Source organism: Pantoea sp. CFSAN033090 (assembly GCF_001264395.1).
GTDB lineage: Bacteria > Pseudomonadota > Gammaproteobacteria > Enterobacterales > Enterobacteriaceae > Pantoea > Pantoea agglomerans.
On sequence record NZ_LGYX01000027.1, the window covers coordinates 16,130 to 33,671 of the forward strand.

The window sequence follows — 17,542 nt, forward strand, 5'->3', positions numbered from 1 at the left end:
GAACCGGCTCGATGCGCAGCACGGCAGAACGGCCCGCAGGGCGACGCCCGATCCCGCAGCAAACTGAAGAACAGCAGGGAAACCGAACATCAGAGATTCAGGAGCAGGCGAGTAAGCGAGTAAGCGTAACTATGATGGCTTGTAAGCATGACAAAGGGGCGGCATAGCCGCCCCTTTGCGATTATTTGTCTTTCTCGCGCAACGCTTTAACCAGGCCGGTGATGGCAGTTATCAGAGCTGCAAGGGAGGTAAGGATTTGCGGGAGGTTTTCGAGGATGTGGGAGGTCATATAGCACCTGTAGGGAAGTTGGTAGGGCGTCGTTTCCGACGGCCGCAATGTAACCGGGCGTCCGGGTGATTTGTCAACAGCAGAAGCGAAGCGTCTGTTGACAAATTGACCAGCCCGGTTTCAATGCGGACATAGGCGGAACGACCCCTGCCAACGTACCGGTGATTTATGAACGGCATCCGGCACACCGCGTTACCTAGCTGGCGGCGGTTCGCCAGCCGTCAAGCGTAGCGCGAAGGGCAAAGCCCGGAGGCCAAGCGGAGCGCGGAGGGCAAAGCCCGGAGGCGTCAGTGGCCGCCGCCCGCGTGAGCGGGGCGAGACGGGAACCGGCTCGATGCGCAGCACGGCAGAACGGCCCGCAGGGCGACGCCCGATCCCACAGCACACCGGGACCAGGAAAAAGTATAAAAAAAGGCGACAAGTGCCGCCTGAGTTGGTTTATTTTTCATGAAAATCAGAAATGATCTCGCCATTTTGCTATGGCATAGCCTGCAAGGACGATAACGGTGAAGATCACCGCCTGCCAGAATCCGTGACCGTACCATTCGACATACGGCATCAGAGGGAAATCATCACCAGTGATCCCGGCCTTGTAATCCACAATCGGCAAAAAACATACCCAAAGACCACCCAGGAAAAGCGGCCATGTCCAGTTTAAAAAATCAAACCACCAGGCAGCGCCGGTAGCAATGCAGAGAAATACAAGAAACGGCACGATTTTCACACCAACCGTGAACGGCACATCAAACAGATGTGAAATTCCCAGCGCCCCCATAATGACAACCACAAAACACACAATAAGAATGCCACCACCATCATTTCTGCTGCTCACTGTAACCCCCTCTCTCCATAAATCTGGCGGCAAAGCCGCCAGGGTAAAATGATTAACTAAACTCGCTTGTTATCTTACCAGCTCTGACTAGCTCACGAAATTCAGCTTCACTGTATTCGCTGCCATGTACAAGCTCAGAATAGATGTTTCCGACCAGCCAGTAATTTGGCTTTTTGGTTTCGGTGTACCACCAGGATTCTTTGAGAATAAGCAGAGGTTCACAGTCATTGCCCTTTTCATAAATCCAGATTTGTGTAACATCTTTCCCGGTATTATTGGTTCCGATAATATCAGGGTCGAATTCGTGTTCTATTACAGCGTCAAAATAACGATTTAGAAAATTTATAAAGTGCATGGCGTTATCCTTTAGCCCGGCCAGTGCCGGGCGTCAAATCAGGCAGGGATTGAAAAGGGTTTGAGATTTTTATCAAGATCTTCTATAAAATTCTCTTCAAAATCCCATGCGCGCCAAATTAAAAAACCAGTATCTGCCTGACGAATCTCAACGCGGCTATCATCGTATTTAGTTACGTCTGATACCAGAACAGTGACTTTATCTGTTAAATAATACGAGGCAATAATTTTCTCTAAATCGTGCTTTTTCATATTTACTCCTGAACGTTGCCGATACCGGCTATTTTCGTAAAAGCATCATTGCTTTCCGACAAAACAATTATCCGATATTAGGCCGCAGAAGTCAACGCAAGTTAACACTTAATTACCCCCCCCTTTTTTGGGGGGAGTAGTTTTTACTTAATATCAGAAAGATATTGCCTGATGGTGACCTGTAAGCTGTCGGTTAGGAAATTCAGGCCCGTATTGAATAGACTGCCTTTGCGGAAGGCTTCTACAGTACACTCCGGCCCGATCCTGTCGCCATAACGTTCTTTAACGGCTTCGATAGCTTTAGTTACTAGATCGTCGGTATAGCTTCTTTCAGTGAAAAGATATTTAATCCCGCCGTAAAGTTTATTAAATCCGGTTTGATTATACTCATAGCACTCTGAAAAGCTGTCAACGGCACCGATCTGGAATTGCTTTATAAGTTCATCTACTTCCGCTTTGGTCGGCCCGTCTGTCCAGCAGACGTTAATACAGGCTGCATCACGCGTCCGAACGGAGAATTTTGTTCCCTTGAAATTTTCTTTCAAAAGAATGCGGATGTTTTTAGAGGCGCGTTTGCATTCAAAAGGCTCCTGTGATTCTGTTACCAGGTTTTTATATTTATCATTACTGGCGGCTGTTTCTGCTTCCTGTTCTGTTATTTCTTTCATCCGCATTTCAGCCTGTTCCTGAAATTTATCAGCAGCGTTCTCAGCAACACGACGCATACGGAGTTCTGCAAGCGAAAGTACACGATCAAGTTTTTCCCAGCCAAAGCGGCTGGCAACTTTTTCATGCTTGATGGTCATACGATGAGGAATATCAAGGCGCGAGAACGTGTAAGAAATTACCCCGTCAGTTATTGAAATTTCGCTCACCGCTACAGGGTTACGATGAAAAAAAAAGCACTGGCCGATCTGATGGGTTTTAACAGTCATGAATCTACTCCTTAGCGTTGCCGATACCGGCTATTTGCGTGAAAGCACTATTGCTTCCCGACAAAACAATTATCCGATATTAGCCCTTTAAAGTCAACGCAAGTTAACACCAATATATTACTTTTTTATTTAATTTCAGTCAGATAGAATGAGTTTCTATTGATGCCCGGAGGGCATGAAAGCCGCCAGATGCGGTAAGGGGAACTGTGCCGGTCAGGGGCGGCGAGGCCCGCCGTCAGGCGGTTACGGCCCGGCATACCCTGCTAAACCCAACCCCCTTCCTGCTGAGCCGATCCGGCCCCACACGCCACGCAGCTGCTGCACAGCGCCCGGCCCGCCCGGCTGAGCGGGCTGGGTGACGCGCCAGCGGCACACAGGGCGTGATTTGTCCGGGTGTTGGGGAAAGGGGACGCCTGCGGCCCCTTGAGCCTACAGGCGCGTCTGTTCAGAACAGGCATAAAGCGTGGTTGTGAAGATAGCTATTTCAAAATGCACGGATGGCGTTGCGCAGGGAATTAAATTCCTCTTCTGAAACAAGATTATTATCGTAGAGTGCCTTGAGATAACCACTCATAAACTGTGATGCCATATTTTTATCAGCCGGTTGAATGTTACCTGCTAATGCTTCACGTTCCGTGTATTTGATTAAATCCATTGCCTTTTCATAAGCGGTACTCTCTGAATCTTTCATATTACTCTCCTATTACCTGCGTTTAGTGATTTGCGTCAGTGGCCGCCGCCCGCGTGAGCGGGGCGAGACGGGAACCGGCTCGATGCGCAGCACGGCAGAACGGCCCGAAGGGAGACGCCCGGTTTACCTGCCTACTATCTTAGTGTTTTGGATGAATTTACTACCTTTTCTTTCCATTCATCGAAGGAAAGTGAACTTTTATAATAACTCTTCCATTTTTCGTAATGTGAAAACTCGGCTTTTTCTATATCCGCTTTCTCAGAATTTAGTCTCTTCAAATTTGCAGCCTTGATCTTTAAATATCTTTGTAAAGAATCATACTTTTTTTTGCCAAACTTTGAGATCATCATCGATCTTTCTAGGCGCGTGTAAGCCTCAAATGCTAAATACACCCAACACTTTATTAATATATATGTCGTACCAAAACAGCCCATTGCAAGATTTATATTGCTAATCCAATCGCCGTCTAATGGATTTGAAAACTCAGTAGCGAGTTCGCCGTTTGGATTTGTTCTAGCAAAAACAAATTTTGAGACATACAAATAAGCATCCCGCAAAGGATTAAAAATATCTTGAAATACAAATGACGCCAAAGACCAGTATATGATCATCAGAATGACGCCGATCACAATTACAAAATTAATTACGCGGAATCTTGCATAATAACTACCAATTGTATTTTTCATGCAATTAACCCTTTAATGATTTGAAAAATTCGGATTTTTCAAGAATTTCTGCATCCGTATAATTCGGCAAATCAGCTTTAAGTAAAGCTATTTCATTTTTCGCATAAATTACACTTTCATCCTGAATTAGTGTCTTTTTAACACCATCTGCATTTTTATTGCTGTATGAGTGCCTGAAAACGACGTAAAAGCTTCCATCCTCTTTCCTGAATACAGATGTGTCCCAGCGGTGATTACCCTGTTTACGAAAATGATGATATAGCTGCTCTCCGAACCTTTCTAGATCGGCTTCACGCAGATTCATTTACTATCCCTGTATTTTCAATTTATCGTTATTGATTGGATATTTTGCCGCTTCTTTCAACACATCTTTAGCGTATGCCTCTGGCAACCATACGTTTACCAGCTTCAGAGCATTCCCCTCACTGCTATTGAGAGAAGCGGCCTGATATAATTCCCACACACGTTTTACAGCCATTCCAATACTTTGTTTACTTCTGTTTTTTCGTGCTGCAACATCAACCTGACTTTCCCCTTTCACTAAAACTGAATAAGCAATGTCTGTTGTTACTGATGCGAATGTTTCCATCAGCGGCAAAAGGTTCTGCCATTCCTTTTCACTGATCTGCCTTTTTTGTGCCATTAATTAAATCCTCAAAAATATGGATATGTAGAGGTTACAGATCAAGCTTTTTCAGGTCAACTATAGTTAACTTTAAGTTGGCTATAGTTGACATTCTACTGAAAAAGGGGCCGCAGTTGCGGCCTGTCCTTATTCTGTCTCAAGAAGGAATTTGCGAAACGCTGGCAGCTTAGCCGTTACGCGGGCCTTATCTTCAGGTGTGGCATTTTTCAGTTGCATCAGCCTTTCTTCAATACTGCGCAAAGTACGGTTTGATTCTTTCTGTACTTTGTTGATCTCGGTGAGCAACTTTTGCAGTGCGGCGTCTGGTACATCCTCACCAACATAAGAACGTAGCCAGGCATCGCCAGCCAGAGGGTCAATCAGCTTCATTAAAGTTTCTGCTGACGCCTCAAGCGCCCGGCGATCGGTGCGAACGGTTCCGGTTTCAGCGTCAACGCATATATCGTGCCAGTTGTCATGGAGGAAAGTTTCTCGATAGTTGAAGTCATTTTCCCCTGAAGCTGCGCGTTCGAGCAGGGCAATAATGCATCCTGGTGAACGGGTACGAAGCATGTAGGAAGTACACAGGCCAATGGCATTAATCATAATGCCATGAAGGCCCAGCGCCTCCTGACGGTATTCTGCGGCTAAGTCATCCTGCGCAATATCCTGCCAGCGCATCGCAAGAGCCCAGGCACTCCACAGCTGTAACGCCAGCTCGCGTTGTGCTTTCGTTGGTGCAATTTTTCCACGAAGGGCCAGCATTTTACGGGTTCCGTCATTCAGGGCTTTAAAGCTAATCAGCTTGGAACTTCTAACCGGCACCGCGTTATGCTCAAAATCAACGGCTCCAGCCAGGGCGGGTATGGTTTGCGCAAGGTGCATCGCCAGCTGGTTAACGGGATCATTATGGTTATACGCCATACTGAGAGCAGCGGCAGGTTTGCTGGCATTGTTATTGATGTCAGCAAAAAATTGCTGTCGCATCTCACGGGTAAGGCCAACAGTGAGAAGCAGGCTGATCGTATCTGTCGTGTTGGAGTAATTGCGCACAAAATCCATGATGCCTAAAGCCCTGTGCTGACCGTCAAAAAGTTTTAAATCGGCCTCCATCGGAATTTTTACAATACCGACGACCGGTGATAATTCGCTCGGAATGAACTGTACATCGCATTCAATATTTCCGGTAATGGATGGAAGGATATAAGGGATTTTATTTCGGGTTGCTTCCCCGGCATAGCCACTGATTTTACGGGCGCGGGTTTTATTCGCCTCCCGCTGGCTCCGGGACATAACATCGCCCTGGTCATCCATTGCCAGAAAACGCTTTAACGTCGTCATTGGGACTGTAAGCATGTATTGCACGATACCACCCTGAATTCCCTTTGTTGCCGGAAAATCGAAATAATATTGACTGTCATTGTTCATAGTCAGAATCCTTAATGCTGATGTTAGCCCGGCTATGCCGGGCATGATCATTATGAATTTATCAGGCTTTTACTTACAGCTTCACGCCAGTGCAGGGAATTAAAATAAGACAGAAATTCATCGTATTCCGGTTTATCGTCAGAGGGAAAGACAAGCTGATGGCAGAGAAGCCAGCAATCATCAAACTCTGTTTTAACCTCGATATAAAATTCATCATTTTCTTTCATAACGCAGGCAAACCACGGAAAACAGCAGTGCATCTTTAATTCTTCTTCGTCATCCTCCGTCACTTCGCCACGCACCTGAAACCAGATATAACCGGTGGCAATATCTCCCTCCTGAAGCTGATTGTAATTAAAGACTGGAGAACAATGTTCAATTTTAAAAATAAACCAGTCAAGATTAAAAAAACTTGCCGATGTCAGATGGTTCATAAATCTATCCTCAATAGCTTTTGTGCTGACAAAAGAATTATCGGATATTACGCGGCCAAAGTCAAACTAAGTTAACACTTAGTTGATATCATTTTACTAACTTTAAATGTATTTACCTGATTGTGCCTGCGCGCCTGTAGGCTCAAGGGGCCGCAGGCGTCCCCTTTCCCCAACACCCGGACAAATCACGCCCTGTGTGCCGCTGGCGCGTCACCCAGCCCGCTCAGCCGGGCGGGCCGGGCGCTGTGCAGCAGCTGCGTGGCGTGTAAGGCCGGATCGGCTCAGCAGGAAGGGGGTTGGGTTTAGCAGGGTATGCCGGGCCGTAACCGCCTGACGGCGGGCCTCGCCGCCCCTGACCGGCGCAGTTCCCCTTACCCGCATCTGGCGGCTTCCATGTCCTCCGGGCATAAAAAAGCCAGGGCTTACCTGGCATAAATTTCAGATAGTAGTGATTTCATTACTCAATAAAATTATACTTTGTGATGTTACGGGGTTTCCGCAAAGATCCCCCCGTAACGTTACCCCGGATGACCCTCTGTTAGCGCAGGGGGTTGTCCTCAAATAATGTGATTACCTCCTTCTTATCAAGCCTGTCTACCAGAGAACACGGCAGCCAGCGAATAAACCGGTTAGCTTTTATTTCTGCTGATTCTTCTGCATCATTAATGGCCTTAAACAGCTCATTTAACGCAAAGGATTTTTCGATAAGATCAGCAAGCTCTTTATATGCTTCTGACATATCACCCCCTTAAGGTGTAAGTTTTACCGGGTAATCAGGCTCACCGTCAGGATAGATACCTTTGAAATGAAGCTCGTCTTTACCTTCAATCATTGCGTCAATAATAGAATCCAGTTTTTCGGGTGTATCTTCCCCCTCCCTCAGTATTTCATTAGTTGAACAATAATAAAATGATACGTTTCTTTCATGTGGCTTTTTAAAAACTGGTCGGCCAAAGTCATCAAGCCCCCAGTAAATAAGGTCAGCTTTACACACCATATTTCTTCACCTCTTTTAAAGAACATTTACAGCGCATTCAATATACAAAATCCCCCAACTAAATGCAACATAATATGTTGCACTGATAGATAAAAAAAAGCGCCTCTAAGGGCGCTCTGTATTTATTGCTGTTGTTGACGTGCTTCAAGCTCCTGACGTTTTTCACTGCCCGGCGCACCGTACTCAAACTTATCGACAATAAAGCTGAATCCGTAAACCTGATTCTGACTTGCGTCAGTGTAATTATTGTTTTCAATATGAGATTCAACGATAAGCTGATCGCCCTTACGGCAGTTTTTACCGATCTGCTCCGCAGTCCATCCGAAAGCAGTAAACTGGATGCTAATAGTCTTGGTTTCGCGCTGCCCTGCGTCGTCGCGCTTACCAGGTTCATTGCGCAGAAGAGTAAATTTCAGAACTTTATCACCCTCCTTCATGGCTGGAGTTGCAGAAAGGCGACCTGAAAAATGAAATGCGTTAGACATAATAAGCTCCTGTAGTGGTTTGGTTTTTAACAACAACTTTCACTGATAAATATAGCGAAAATGGCGACAATAAGCAACATAATATGATGCTATATGAGTAATAAAATGTTGCTTGCTATGCAATGCTATGCCGGGAGCACATGGGATGCGCGGGTTACGGTAAAGGGGGATCAGAACAGGGAAGGGGATGTACGCCCCGCAGGGACTATTTTATTCGTGTGCTGAAGAAAGGGGCTGTATTGACTACAGCCGCGTTCCTGACGTTTTAAAGCGGCTGGTTAACCATCGCCTTATTAATCCTGTTGATTGCATCATTCATTTTCATTACAGCTTCATTACCCCTGCGAACATTAGGCACAACAATCTCGCTGGTTTTGGTAAACCTGTGTCCTACTCTCACGCGGTAAGATTTTGTCAGCCACGGAATAAAACCCGTATAGTAATTTGCATCAGCAATATCGCGCCATGCTGCACCGAATACACCTTTCGTCCAGGGGAAGATCCCCCGACGAACATATACCCCGTTCTCGTTGAGATAAAGCCGAACTTTACTGAGATAAATGACGCGTAAAATAAACCATATTGAAAATATCACTATCAGCACATATGGAATGAACCAGAGTCCAGTATTGTTCAGTACACTGGTAAGGCGGGAATCAATGGAAGCCTGTGCTCCGATCATCATCAAACATGCGCTTACCAGCACACACGTAGTTAATACTGGCTTTATATAGGCCATCCATGACAAGCGGTATTGCTCACCTTCTGTACTGTCAAAATCATTAGCTTCCATAGTTTCCTCCTGAATTATATTGATCACTATATCAAAACGGCTCATAGTTGCAACATTATTTGATGCACAATAATAAGATAATCACACTCCGTACCGATGCCCGGAGGGCATGAAAGCCGCCAGATGCGGGTAAGGGAAACTGCGCCGGTCAGGGGCGGCGAGGCCCGCCGTCAGGCGGTTACGGCCCGGCATACCCTGCTAAACCCAACCCCCTTCCTGCTGAGCCGATCCGGCCCCACACGCCACGCAGCTGCTGCACAGCGCCCGGCCCGCCCGGCTGAGCGGGCTGGGTGACGCGCCAGCGGCACACAGGGCGTGATTTGTCCGGGTGTTGGGGAAAGGGGACGCCTGCGGCCCCTTGAGCCTACAGGCGCGGTTCTGTGGCCTTACAGACTGCATTCACTGTAATTGGTATATGGCGCCAGGGTGATGCCGTCGGCGGAGTAACAGAACACAGACTGATTCAGTCAAATTTTCTGATCATGAAAATTCTGTTGAATAGCGAACTAACTTACTGTTTTGACTCTCTTTGCAAATTTGCCGGCACAGCTGGCCAACGCGCTGCAGAACGCCGGTCGCAGCTGCCAATATTCAGTAAAACTGAAGGTTATGCGTCAGTGGTAGCCGCCCGCGTTAGCGGGGCGAGACGGGAACCGGCTCGATGCGCAGCACGGCAGAACGGCCCGCAGGGCGACGCCCGGCTTAAATCATTTTTCCTCTTCTTTCTTCTGGTACGGTTCAGCCATTTTTTTTACCTGATCTGCCAGTTCTTCCGGCAACCAGACAAATACCGGCACCAGTTTTTCACTCTGGCTTTTCTCCAGAATTGAGGCAAACTTCCATACCGCCTCATAAACGGTTTGCCGTCCAATTCCCTCTTCCTTTGCGACCTGAGAAACTTCTTTACCATTTACCACAACGTTGAATACGAATTCTTTTGTTTTTGGATGCAAGTTTTTCAACGCGGGTTCCAGAGACTTCCATGTTTCCAGGCTGACTTTAGGAAGGGCCATAAATTTACCTGTATAATTTTATTAACGATCAAGATAAGGGTAACGAACAGAGGCAAAGCTCATTCTTAACAAAAGCGAATATAAATTAACTAACGTTACTATAGATTGTGTACAACTATAAAGAGGTAGGATGAGATACTGTTATCTCATCCGGTCTAGTAACCAAAGTAATAATAAATCTTTTTAACTATTTCTTTTTCAGCGCAGCCTTAAATGCGTCAGCATCGCGAAACAAAAAGCGCCGTCCAGCTTGGTGATTACTTGAAAGTGGTCGGGGAACTTCTACGCCGTTGACTTTGCCGGTGTGAGTAAGGGCGTGAATTAACTCACCTTCATCAATGCCAACATGCTGGGCGAACTCTGTTGTATTCAGCGTGATCTTATGCGAATTGAGCACGTCAGCCTTCGTTTTAATTGGCTTCAGGTCACTTTTCTCATACTCCTGGCGGGCGAGCCAGGCATCATGCTCTGCCTGAACACGAATCCAGAAATCAGGTTCAGTTTCAAACAAGCGCGCCAGTTTAACGCACACATCCAGGCTGACGGGGTGCTGCTTGCCGTTCAGAATCCGCTGTACGTGTACCCGCGTAAAACCCAACGCTTCGCCCAGCTCTATTTGCGTAACCGCATTAGGCTTCATGAATTCGTTCTTAAGCACTTCACCGAGCATCGGCGGCTCTACATGCGTCTTAGATTTCAATCTGGTGTCCTCACTGAAAGAGTCAAAGGAGCATATGATAACACCCAGAGTGGCGCAACAAATAATTATGCTGAAAGCATCATATTATGTTGCATTACAGGCCCATTTATTTTAATATTATCTGGCGGTGGCAAAGAAGGTCACTCGCTCTGAGCAGGCCAGCCCCGCTACGGAGACGAATGAAACTTTGTGATGTGGCAACTGTAAAGACGAACTTCCCGGAGGCTGATTTTTGGATCGTTCGTCGAGGCTCTTTAAAAAGCGTGGGAACACCTACCCGTGAATTTTATGCGGAGCACATCGGCATCAAGGTGATTAAAACTGACATTTTAATCCCTGACTATCTGATGATCTGTATGGAGTATTTACACAAACGGGGAATGTGGGAACCACGCGCTACAGGGAGCCTTTCGCTTGTTAACATTCGTGTTTCGGACGTTAAAAGTATTGAGCTTGTACCGCGCTAAAGAGGGGGGGTAAGCCCCCCCTTTAACGCCTGATAACGCGGCTACGTTATCAGGATGCGCCAGCAACTATTGAGGATAGAGAGTATGACGCAGGAAATGATTCTCGCATTTGCCCGCCATATGGTAAAGCGGATTCGGAAAGGTAAACGTGTAACAATAAAAATGCCGCGTATGACCGGCGCACAACTGGATATGCTGTTGCGTGCGCTGGAACGTGTACGCGGTTACGCACAGTAATACAATCAAGCCCTGCCGCCTGGCAGGGCTTAAAGGGCTGACTATGAACCTAAAAATAGACTTACCGTCCCTGGCACATCAGCGCCGGGCTGTTTATGAAAGCAAAATACACAGCGCCTGTGATGCGCTCAGAGCCAATCTGGATGCGCCGGTGTATAGAGTGCCTGACGCTGATAATGTTACTGCCTACAGCGGCGCACATCTAAAAACCGAGTCAGAAGGATGGCAGCCGCCAGAACCGGCAATTGTGGATGTATGGTTTCGCCAGTTTCAGGATGCACTACCGGACTATAGCAGCGATGAAAAGCTAGCCGCTTTGCTGGGTATATCCCGCACACATTCTATCCGGGAATGGCGTAAAGGAACTAAGCCAGTGCCATACGGTATATGGCGTCGCTTCCTGATCATGACAGGCCGTGTTGTACAGGAGATTACACCTGTGCTTGGATTTTTTGAGTAGTCAGTAAAAAGTCTTTGGTTAGACAAAGGAATTAATATGATCACACAAGCGCAATATAAACATGCAGGTAAGATGTTGTCTGTGTTGGATATGAATTCTCATGAGGAACTTTATCAAAAGTACCTAGAAGTCGCGTTAGATTACGAAATTGATAACGGATATTATTGCAGTAACTTTCGTCTGAACAATTCATTAATCTGCCAGCATCAGACAGTCATTCCCCGCCGTTCTGCCGGTTCTATAATACTTATTTGTGAACTTATAGTTGGGATTTTTTAAGTAGTCACAAAAAAGGCTTCTTATGAAGCCTAATTTTCTGTTATTTAACCAGTCGCCACACTGAAGATGGCACCTTATCAAAATTTTTCCCGACTGTTATTTCAGCCTTGCGGTGATCGTAAGCACTCATAAAATCTAATATCTCATGTGGCGCAACATTGTCCCGCATATGTTCAAACACCTTTTCAAGCGTCTCCAGTGAGCTGGAACGCCTGAATTTGAAAAGGTAATCACTTCTTGTCATTAATTTCCTTCCGTAATCATGTTACCCGACTCAATACGAATCTTTTTACCATAGTCAGCAACTTGTGCCTCGGCTTTTTCTTTCGCTTTTCTGTCATAATCTGACAGTAACTTTTTTAATTCAGGATCAGTGACTTCATTGTTAGGTGAATATTTGTTTGGTAAATATTCGTCTATTTTGGCTTCGCTATTTTTCAGGTAGACAGTAGAAAAATATGCGCTTCCCAACTGATAATCATTCACAGCTGTTCCGTCAGGAAAAATCAGCCCTGTTTTTTTACAATAAATCGCTTTTCCTTCAAACTCAGCCGGTACAAAACCAATATTGCGCCATCCTTTATTAAATGATGATGATACAAAGACAAGTCTGTATTTTGTTGGTTCACCACAGGGCAGAACCAGAGATTCTTTGTCTGAAGAAACGGTTTTATTGGCTAGATCATTAAACGATTTATCGTATGATTTAACACCTTCATAAAGTGACTTTTCGAAAGAACTAACTGCATCCATTGCTTCAGCGTTGCTGTCTTCGATAGTGCCTGCAATAGCCGCGCTGCTTAACAGTAATAATCCGCATACAGGAAATTTCATCACATTCATTGCCTAGCCCCAATGTTATTTAGAAAAACCACCTATGCACGATATTGCATAGGTCGTTACTCTTACTTATGCCCGGAGGGCATGAAAGCCGCCAGATGCGGGTAAGGGGAACTGCGCCGGTCAGGGGCGGCGAGGCCCGCCGTCAGGCGGTTACGGCCCGGCATACCCTGGCAGACCCAACCCCCTTCCTGCTGAGCCGATCCGGCCCCGCACGCCACGCAGCTGCTGCACAGCGCCCGGCCCGCCCGGCTGAGCGGGCTGGGTGACGCGCCAGCGGCACGCAGGCCGTGATTTGTCCGGGTGTTGGGGAAAGGGGACGCCTGCGGCCCCTTGAGCCTACAGGCGCGGTTCTGCTTCAACTGTCAGCCTCGGTAAGTGTCCCTTTGAATGGAATAGAAAAGGAATATTCCTCGATATCTATTGTTCTCAGCTCATCATAATTTTTTTGATGAACATTGATGAAGTATACATATCGCCCTCCTTATTGCAACATATTATGATGCATATTGTGCTTGGCCGACTTTGCTTATATGCTGTATGTATATACAGTATAGGAACGCACCATGAAAAGCGACTATGAACCATCACAGCGGCAAGGTATCAATACCTTCACGCGCTATAACGAGCTGGTCACAATCATTTACCTGGATGGATTTTATGACCGTGCAAGGGACGGTCAGGTGGTGCTGATACAGCGAAAAGATGGCCTGTTCTGGTTTGGCCGCACCTGGCCGGGAAGCTTTACCTTTGAAGTAGAAATACCTGTCACCATCCTTGAGGCATTCAATTATCTAGGGGCGCTGAGGGCTATGCACCTGGCGAATGAGACTGATGAGTTTTCATGTCAGGGAGAGCTACCCTTCTGAAAGGGTAGCTTTCCGGCCATACTGGATTAAAATCGCTTACTCAGCAGCTTTTTAGCCTTTGCCGCTTTGGGAGAAGGCTTTTCAAAAGAAAAATCTACTTTCCACGTTTCACTGTTAAGCATCAGCACCGCTTCAAATTTTTTGCCCTCTTTACCTTTGAACCCCTTCAGCAGATCCGATTTTCCTTTTAAAAGAAGCTTATCGATCTGAAGGGCTGAAATTTTCTTTTCAGCAATCACACGGAATACATGGAAGTCGCACTCATCATTGGTGCACTGAAATGTTTTTGCACTGACGCGCATTTTAGCGCTGCATTTGGGACAATTGGCCTTAAGCGATGTTAAGTCTGGCTGGCCGTGTTTGTCTGGCAGGGTATTAGTACAATCAGGGTAATTGGAGCAGGCCCAGAATACGCCATTATCACTTTTACGCTTTTTATATAAGCCACCGCATTCACAATCAAAGGTTTCAATGTGCAATGAACTTACATCGACCTTTTTAATCTGGTCAGACACAAAATTTTCTATGCCGTCCAGAAATTCATCAACACTCAACTCTCCATTTTCAATCATGACCTGTTGTTCGTGCCAAAGCGCTGTCATATCCGGCACTTTAAGTTCATAAGGCAGAAGCTGGATAAGGCTGAAACCCAGCTGAGTTGGCAGGATTTTTTTCTTATCAAAGAGGAAAAAACCGCGCTCTTCGAGTGTTTCCAGAATTTTACCGCGTGTGGCTGGCGTACCTATGCCGCCGCGTTCCCCTTTACCTTTACCCTCATCGCGGTTGATGAGCAGTTGTTTAAGTTTCGGGTCCTGGACATATTTCGCGACATTCATCAGATCATTAAGTAACGTCGCCTCTGTATAAAGGGCCGGTGGTTTTGTTTTTTCTTCCTTCACCGTCGAAGAGTCGCACTTGCCAGTTACGCCCTCGCTGAGTGAAGTCAGCGCAGTATAAAGGCTATCGTCAGTTTCGTTCTCTGCCCCTTTGTCATCGCTTGCAGAAAGCCAGCGCGTCCAGCCATCATCAATGGAATTAACCGCACGGGCGGTGAATGTGCGTTCATCGCACTGGAAATCAACCTGGACGGCGTTATAGCGTTTAGGGGGCATAAACTGCGCCAGGAACTGCATTGCAATAGCGCTGTAAACGCGCCATTCATCTTCTGTCATATTTTCACGATCTGGTACGGCAATCGGAATGATGCCGGTATGCGCACTAACTTCATCTTCATTAAATGCTGCACTCTTTCTGGTGAAGTCGAGCACACCGGCTTCCCGGATTTTTGCAAATTCATCTATCTGTGTAGTGAGTTTTTCAAGCAGCGGAGGGGCGGCTCTGAATTGCTCTTCAGTCAGATAATTACAGTCAGAACGGTTGTAAGAAATCGCGTTGTAATTATCACGTAAAGCCTGCGTTAACTGTAAAGTTCTTTCGGATTTGATGCCGTACAGGGTACTCATCCTGGCCTGTAAACCGGCTATGGAGAAAGGCAAAGGCACAGAGCTGCTTTTTTCCTGGACATCCACGCGTGAAACGACAATCTCTTTTCCGGTGAAGGACTGCGATAATTTGGTTGCTGCTTCTTTATCTGAAATGCGCTTTTTATTATCGACCGGTATATCAGTATCGTCTGGGAGAACAAATTTAGCTTTTACGGTCTTACCCTGAACATTCATATCGCCGTAAATTTCATAATAGAAGCTGGCAACGTGACTTTTATTAATCAGAGTACGGTTCACTATAAGTGCCAGAACGGCAGTCTGGACACGCCCAATTGAAATCACACCATCAAACCCACGTTCCCGCGCTGCGATGGTGTAGGCGCGGGTCATATTCAGGCCATATACATAATCGGCAACAGAACGCGCCAGCGCTTTCTGATACATGCCATAAAACTGTTTATTATCGCAGAGGTTAGCCAGCGCTTTTCTGGCTGCTTCCAGGTTCGGATCTTTCAGCAAAAAGCGCTGTACCGGCGAGGTGTTTTTGCAGTATTCCAGCACTTCATCAACCAGTAACTGGCCCTCTTCATCTGGATCTCCTGCATGAATGATTTCGCTGGCCTGGCTGATAAGCCCTGCCACAACGTCAAACTGATCAGCAGTGCGGGCTATGGGTCTGAGTTGAGCGGGCCGCAGCTTCATAGGCAGAACATCATTCGTCCACTTTGCATATTCAGGATTAATTTCGGCGGGAGTGACAAGCTGTAGGAGGTGACCAACACACCATGTCACTTTATCGTTACCGCACTCGATAAAGCCTTTCTGTGAGCGACCGTTCCCCAGTGCCTCCGCGATAATCTTTGCGTACTGAGGTTTCTCAGCAATAAACAGTCTCATAAAATCTCCTTAAAATTGCTTGAGCGCTATTCCGGCGGTCACAATGGCTTGTAACTGGTGAGTGGGGAGGTAATTACTGTAATCTACTCTTACGCTCTTAAGTGATTCACCGTCGCTGATATATCTGGCTTTACAACTGATAAAGTCCTTATCTACGCAGACACCCCGGAATAAAGGCTTAGAACCTCGATCATAAAATTCACGTCTTTCAGCATCAGTCATTTTCATTACTAGCCGGTTCAGATAACGTGACACCAGAGCAAATGGCCGCACGGCTTCGATTTTCTCTCCAAAATCAATAATGCCCCCTTTAAGGATTTTAAATTTTCCGCTGGTCATCACCAGAGCGCGACTGGGTTTTAAAGGGATAGTCCATGTAGCATAAAATTTATAAATGCCGCGTTCCTTTTCTATCCATGCTTCACCAACAAACTCAGCAGGATCATCAGATTTGTCATCAGTGGCAATATGTTTATATTGCCCTAAAAAGTAAGTGTCACCTACTTTCATATCGCGTATCTCACGCTGACACCATAATGGCATATGGCAATAACGCATCAGGTCGTAAACAGTTTTAACGGAATGAACATTCATGAATAACCTCGCTAAACAAGCAATCAGATTTACCAGCCAAAGGGATATGCAGGAAAAGTAAGCCAGCTCTCAATCGTGTATTCACTATCTTTGTTCCAGTAAAGGTAATAACCTCTTTTACTGTAGAGAACAGGATGATCGCCAATTGTCCCGATGACCTGCGCATCAGTTAATAAGTTCGCAACATAAGCTTCTGGTTCAAAAGAACTGGTGATATTCTTCGTGACGTAATCTTGGCGTGAAAGAGTTAATATTAAATTTCTGTCGTCTTCGGGATCATACATTTCACCAGTAACTATATTGAACCCATTTCCGACTGTAGAACCGGTTAAAGCGCGGCTCTCAAAAAAATCCCATTGATATTCTTCAATAGTAACCACATGCGCACTAACAATCTCTTTAAACTGCTTTAAAAGCTCTTCTTTATTATCGTAATTAACTCTTTCAGGAAAGCTGATAAGAATCTCGGCTATCTTATGGTCTGAATGATTAAAAAGTGAGGTTATACGCTCTTCATCGTTGAAAGAATCTTTGAAATGTGAAACATCAAAAATAAAGCAGGATTTATAATTATAATGATCTGTAGCGAACAGCTCCTGAAGATCTCTGCCATGTGTAACGGCATAATCACTGACGCGTTTATACAGGGCAGAATCCACGTCATAATCTAACTTTAACTGTGCGATGCTTTCAGTCATTGAAGAACAGGTAAATGCATCTGCACTGATGAGCAGGTGATCATATACCCGCTCAGAAATTTCTCTTTTCTGCTGGTCGTTCATAGGGTACAGCTCCGTTATCTTTTTAGAGAACCGTGAGGACGTAAAAAATTTATTTTTTGCGTCGGAGGGGTTGGGCAAGCCGCAGGCGCGACAGGAATATCTGTAAGGCCACAGAACCGCGCCTGTAGGCTCAAGGGGCCGCAGGCGTCCCCTTTCCC

Annotated in this window: 26 protein-coding genes; 5 read left to right on the forward strand and 21 right to left on the reverse strand. The window is 46.1% G+C overall.

Annotated elements, in window-relative coordinates; translation table 11 throughout:
• Positions 1 to 743 precede the first annotated feature (743 nt).
• The 16 genes from AFL22_RS19735 to AFL22_RS23620 form a co-directional block, all read right to left on the reverse strand.
• Complete coding sequence (locus AFL22_RS19735; protein WP_052272007.1) at positions 744 to 1,121, reverse strand: hypothetical protein; 378 nt, start codon at positions 1,119 to 1,121, stop codon at positions 744 to 746.
• A 52-nt stretch (positions 1,122 to 1,173) separates the two neighbouring features.
• Entirely contained in the window at positions 1,174 to 1,476 is a 303-nt protein-coding gene (locus tag AFL22_RS19740) for a hypothetical protein (RefSeq protein ID WP_052272008.1), read from the reverse strand.
• A 38-nt stretch (positions 1,477 to 1,514) separates the two neighbouring features.
• Positions 1,515 to 1,727: a hypothetical protein gene (locus tag AFL22_RS19745; protein ID WP_052272009.1), complete on the reverse strand. Its 213-nt coding sequence runs from the start codon at positions 1,725 to 1,727 to the stop codon at positions 1,515 to 1,517.
• A gap of 143 nt (positions 1,728 to 1,870) precedes the next feature.
• Positions 1,871 to 2,662: an LPD29 domain-containing protein gene (locus AFL22_RS19750; RefSeq protein WP_052272010.1), complete on the reverse strand. Its 792-nt coding sequence runs from the start codon at positions 2,660 to 2,662 to the stop codon at positions 1,871 to 1,873.
• 484 nt (positions 2,663 to 3,146) lie between these two features.
• Positions 3,147 to 3,353 carry a hypothetical protein gene (locus tag AFL22_RS19755; protein ID WP_052272011.1) on the reverse strand — a complete coding sequence of 69 codons (207 nt, stop codon included), beginning with the start codon at positions 3,351 to 3,353 and terminating at the stop codon, positions 3,147 to 3,149.
• Positions 3,354 to 3,487: 134 nt separating this feature from the next.
• The gene (locus AFL22_RS19760; RefSeq protein ID WP_052272012.1) at positions 3,488 to 4,039 is read right to left on the reverse strand and encodes a hypothetical protein; all 552 of its coding nucleotides are present in this window, start codon (positions 4,037 to 4,039) and stop codon (positions 3,488 to 3,490) included.
• Positions 4,040 to 4,043: 4 nt separating this feature from the next.
• Positions 4,044 to 4,343 (reverse strand): hypothetical protein, encoded by a 300-nt coding sequence (locus AFL22_RS19765; RefSeq protein WP_052272013.1) that lies wholly within the window; start codon positions 4,341 to 4,343, stop codon positions 4,044 to 4,046.
• Between the two features lie 3 nt (positions 4,344 to 4,346).
• Positions 4,347 to 4,682 (reverse strand): TrfB-related DNA-binding protein, encoded by a 336-nt coding sequence (locus tag AFL22_RS19770; protein WP_052272014.1) that lies wholly within the window; start codon positions 4,680 to 4,682, stop codon positions 4,347 to 4,349.
• 129 nt (positions 4,683 to 4,811) lie between these two features.
• Entirely contained in the window at positions 4,812 to 6,092 is a 1,281-nt protein-coding gene (locus AFL22_RS19775; protein WP_052272015.1) for a DGQHR domain-containing protein, read from the reverse strand.
• 50 nt (positions 6,093 to 6,142) lie between these two features.
• Complete coding sequence (locus AFL22_RS19780) at positions 6,143 to 6,526, reverse strand: hypothetical protein (RefSeq protein WP_052272016.1); 384 nt, start codon at positions 6,524 to 6,526, stop codon at positions 6,143 to 6,145.
• Positions 6,527 to 7,064: 538 nt separating this feature from the next.
• Positions 7,065 to 7,265, reverse strand: a complete 201-nt coding sequence (locus tag AFL22_RS19785) for a hypothetical protein (protein WP_052272017.1) — start codon at positions 7,263 to 7,265, stop codon at positions 7,065 to 7,067.
• A gap of 9 nt (positions 7,266 to 7,274) precedes the next feature.
• Positions 7,275 to 7,523 (reverse strand): hypothetical protein, encoded by a 249-nt coding sequence (locus tag AFL22_RS19790; RefSeq protein WP_052272018.1) that lies wholly within the window; start codon positions 7,521 to 7,523, stop codon positions 7,275 to 7,277.
• 122 nt (positions 7,524 to 7,645) lie between these two features.
• On the reverse strand, positions 7,646 to 8,008 hold the full coding sequence (locus AFL22_RS19795; protein ID WP_052272019.1) for a single-stranded DNA-binding protein: 363 nt from the start codon (positions 8,006 to 8,008) through the stop codon (positions 7,646 to 7,648).
• Between the two features lie 265 nt (positions 8,009 to 8,273).
• Positions 8,274 to 8,801 carry a hypothetical protein gene (locus AFL22_RS19800; protein ID WP_052272020.1) on the reverse strand — a complete coding sequence of 176 codons (528 nt, stop codon included), beginning with the start codon at positions 8,799 to 8,801 and terminating at the stop codon, positions 8,274 to 8,276.
• Between the two features lie 707 nt (positions 8,802 to 9,508).
• Positions 9,509 to 9,814, reverse strand: a complete 306-nt coding sequence (locus AFL22_RS19805) for a TrfB-related DNA-binding protein (RefSeq protein WP_052272021.1) — start codon at positions 9,812 to 9,814, stop codon at positions 9,509 to 9,511.
• Positions 9,815 to 10,001: 187 nt separating this feature from the next.
• Entirely contained in the window at positions 10,002 to 10,514 is a 513-nt protein-coding gene (locus tag AFL22_RS23620; protein WP_072123964.1) for a HigA family addiction module antitoxin, read from the reverse strand.
• A gap of 179 nt (positions 10,515 to 10,693) precedes the next feature.
• Here AFL22_RS23620 and AFL22_RS19815 point away from each other — a divergent pair, with 179 nt between their 5' ends.
• The 4 genes from AFL22_RS19815 (at position 10,694) to AFL22_RS19825 (ending at position 11,957) form a co-directional block, all read left to right on the forward strand.
• The gene (locus AFL22_RS19815; RefSeq protein WP_052272022.1) at positions 10,694 to 10,981 is read left to right on the forward strand and encodes a hypothetical protein; all 288 of its coding nucleotides are present in this window, start codon (positions 10,694 to 10,696) and stop codon (positions 10,979 to 10,981) included.
• A gap of 84 nt (positions 10,982 to 11,065) precedes the next feature.
• Positions 11,066 to 11,218 (forward strand): hypothetical protein, encoded by a 153-nt coding sequence (locus tag AFL22_RS24135; RefSeq protein WP_156311608.1) that lies wholly within the window; start codon positions 11,066 to 11,068, stop codon positions 11,216 to 11,218.
• A 43-nt stretch (positions 11,219 to 11,261) separates the two neighbouring features.
• Positions 11,262 to 11,678 (forward strand): hypothetical protein, encoded by a 417-nt coding sequence (locus AFL22_RS19820; RefSeq protein ID WP_052272023.1) that lies wholly within the window; start codon positions 11,262 to 11,264, stop codon positions 11,676 to 11,678.
• Between the two features lie 36 nt (positions 11,679 to 11,714).
• Positions 11,715 to 11,957, forward strand: coding sequence for a hypothetical protein (locus AFL22_RS19825; protein WP_052272024.1), 243 nt, complete (start codon positions 11,715 to 11,717; stop codon positions 11,955 to 11,957).
• A 40-nt stretch (positions 11,958 to 11,997) separates the two neighbouring features.
• On the opposite strand, the gene AFL22_RS19830 is transcribed toward AFL22_RS19825, so the two are convergent.
• Together AFL22_RS19830 and AFL22_RS19835 are read right to left on the reverse strand one after the other, a co-directional pair.
• Positions 11,998 to 12,201: an Hha/YmoA family nucleoid-associated regulatory protein gene (locus tag AFL22_RS19830; protein WP_052272025.1), complete on the reverse strand. Its 204-nt coding sequence runs from the start codon at positions 12,199 to 12,201 to the stop codon at positions 11,998 to 12,000.
• Positions 12,201 to 12,791, reverse strand: a complete 591-nt coding sequence (locus tag AFL22_RS19835) for a hypothetical protein (protein WP_156311609.1) — start codon at positions 12,789 to 12,791, stop codon at positions 12,201 to 12,203. The genes AFL22_RS19830 and AFL22_RS19835 overlap by 1 nt, the downstream gene beginning before the upstream one ends.
• Positions 12,792 to 13,363: 572 nt before the next feature.
• On the opposite strand from AFL22_RS19835, the gene AFL22_RS19840 reads away from it, so the two are divergent.
• Positions 13,364 to 13,666, forward strand: coding sequence for a hypothetical protein (locus tag AFL22_RS19840; RefSeq protein WP_052272027.1), 303 nt, complete (start codon positions 13,364 to 13,366; stop codon positions 13,664 to 13,666).
• 26 nt (positions 13,667 to 13,692) lie between these two features.
• Here AFL22_RS19840 and AFL22_RS19845 read toward each other — a convergent pair whose 3' ends face one another.
• Genes AFL22_RS19845 through AFL22_RS24305 form a run of 3 tightly spaced genes read right to left on the reverse strand, consistent with a single transcriptional unit; the run spans position 13,693 to position 17,384 of the window.
• The gene (locus AFL22_RS19845) at positions 13,693 to 16,008 is read right to left on the reverse strand and encodes a type IA DNA topoisomerase (RefSeq protein WP_072123965.1); all 2,316 of its coding nucleotides are present in this window, start codon (positions 16,006 to 16,008) and stop codon (positions 13,693 to 13,695) included.
• Between the two features lie 9 nt (positions 16,009 to 16,017).
• Positions 16,018 to 16,602 carry a hypothetical protein gene (locus AFL22_RS19850; RefSeq protein ID WP_156311610.1) on the reverse strand — a complete coding sequence of 195 codons (585 nt, stop codon included), beginning with the start codon at positions 16,600 to 16,602 and terminating at the stop codon, positions 16,018 to 16,020.
• A gap of 29 nt (positions 16,603 to 16,631) precedes the next feature.
• Complete coding sequence (locus AFL22_RS24305; protein WP_052272029.1) at positions 16,632 to 17,384, reverse strand: hypothetical protein; 753 nt, start codon at positions 17,382 to 17,384, stop codon at positions 16,632 to 16,634.
• Positions 17,385 to 17,542: the final 158 nt, after the last annotated feature.

Excerpts from the sequence above, each read along its gene's own strand:
- AFL22_RS19740 (WP_052272008.1), bottom strand. The coding sequence starts at position 1,476 with ATGCACTTTATAAATTTTCTAAATCGTTATTTTGACGCTGTAATAGAA.
- AFL22_RS19745 (WP_052272009.1), bottom strand. The coding sequence starts at position 1,727 with ATGAAAAAGCACGATTTAGAGAAAATTATTGCCTCGTATTATTTAACA.
- AFL22_RS19750 (WP_052272010.1), bottom strand. The coding sequence starts at position 2,662 with ATGACTGTTAAAACCCATCAGATCGGCCAGTGCTTTTTTTTTCATCGT.
- AFL22_RS19755 (WP_052272011.1), bottom strand. The coding sequence starts at position 3,353 with ATGAAAGATTCAGAGAGTACCGCTTATGAAAAGGCAATGGATTTAATC.
- AFL22_RS19760 (WP_052272012.1), bottom strand. The coding sequence starts at position 4,039 with ATGAAAAATACAATTGGTAGTTATTATGCAAGATTCCGCGTAATTAAT.
- AFL22_RS19765 (WP_052272013.1), bottom strand. The coding sequence starts at position 4,343 with ATGAATCTGCGTGAAGCCGATCTAGAAAGGTTCGGAGAGCAGCTATAT.
- AFL22_RS19770 (WP_052272014.1), bottom strand. The coding sequence starts at position 4,682 with ATGGCACAAAAAAGGCAGATCAGTGAAAAGGAATGGCAGAACCTTTTG.
- AFL22_RS19775 (WP_052272015.1), bottom strand. The coding sequence starts at position 6,092 with ATGAACAATGACAGTCAATATTATTTCGATTTTCCGGCAACAAAGGGA.
- AFL22_RS19780 (WP_052272016.1), bottom strand. The coding sequence starts at position 6,526 with ATGAACCATCTGACATCGGCAAGTTTTTTTAATCTTGACTGGTTTATT.
- AFL22_RS19785 (WP_052272017.1), bottom strand. The coding sequence starts at position 7,265 with ATGTCAGAAGCATATAAAGAGCTTGCTGATCTTATCGAAAAATCCTTT.
- AFL22_RS19790 (WP_052272018.1), bottom strand. The coding sequence starts at position 7,523 with ATGGTGTGTAAAGCTGACCTTATTTACTGGGGGCTTGATGACTTTGGC.
- AFL22_RS19795 (WP_052272019.1), bottom strand. The coding sequence starts at position 8,008 with ATGTCTAACGCATTTCATTTTTCAGGTCGCCTTTCTGCAACTCCAGCC.
- AFL22_RS19800 (WP_052272020.1), bottom strand. The coding sequence starts at position 8,801 with ATGGAAGCTAATGATTTTGACAGTACAGAAGGTGAGCAATACCGCTTG.
- AFL22_RS19805 (WP_052272021.1), bottom strand. The coding sequence starts at position 9,814 with ATGGCCCTTCCTAAAGTCAGCCTGGAAACATGGAAGTCTCTGGAACCC.
- AFL22_RS19815 (WP_052272022.1), top strand. The coding sequence starts at position 10,694 with ATGAAACTTTGTGATGTGGCAACTGTAAAGACGAACTTCCCGGAGGCT.
- AFL22_RS24135 (WP_156311608.1), top strand. The coding sequence starts at position 11,066 with ATGACGCAGGAAATGATTCTCGCATTTGCCCGCCATATGGTAAAGCGG.
- AFL22_RS19820 (WP_052272023.1), top strand. The coding sequence starts at position 11,262 with ATGAACCTAAAAATAGACTTACCGTCCCTGGCACATCAGCGCCGGGCT.
- AFL22_RS19825 (WP_052272024.1), top strand. The coding sequence starts at position 11,715 with ATGATCACACAAGCGCAATATAAACATGCAGGTAAGATGTTGTCTGTG.
- AFL22_RS19830 (WP_052272025.1), bottom strand. The coding sequence starts at position 12,201 with ATGACAAGAAGTGATTACCTTTTCAAATTCAGGCGTTCCAGCTCACTG.
- AFL22_RS19835 (WP_156311609.1), bottom strand. The coding sequence starts at position 12,791 with ATGAAATTTCCTGTATGCGGATTATTACTGTTAAGCAGCGCGGCTATT.
- AFL22_RS19840 (WP_052272027.1), top strand. The coding sequence starts at position 13,364 with ATGAAAAGCGACTATGAACCATCACAGCGGCAAGGTATCAATACCTTC.
- AFL22_RS19845 (WP_072123965.1), bottom strand. The coding sequence starts at position 16,008 with ATGAGACTGTTTATTGCTGAGAAACCTCAGTACGCAAAGATTATCGCG.
- AFL22_RS19850 (WP_156311610.1), bottom strand. The coding sequence starts at position 16,602 with ATGAATGTTCATTCCGTTAAAACTGTTTACGACCTGATGCGTTATTGC.
- AFL22_RS24305 (WP_052272029.1), bottom strand. The coding sequence starts at position 17,384 with ATGAACGACCAGCAGAAAAGAGAAATTTCTGAGCGGGTATATGATCAC.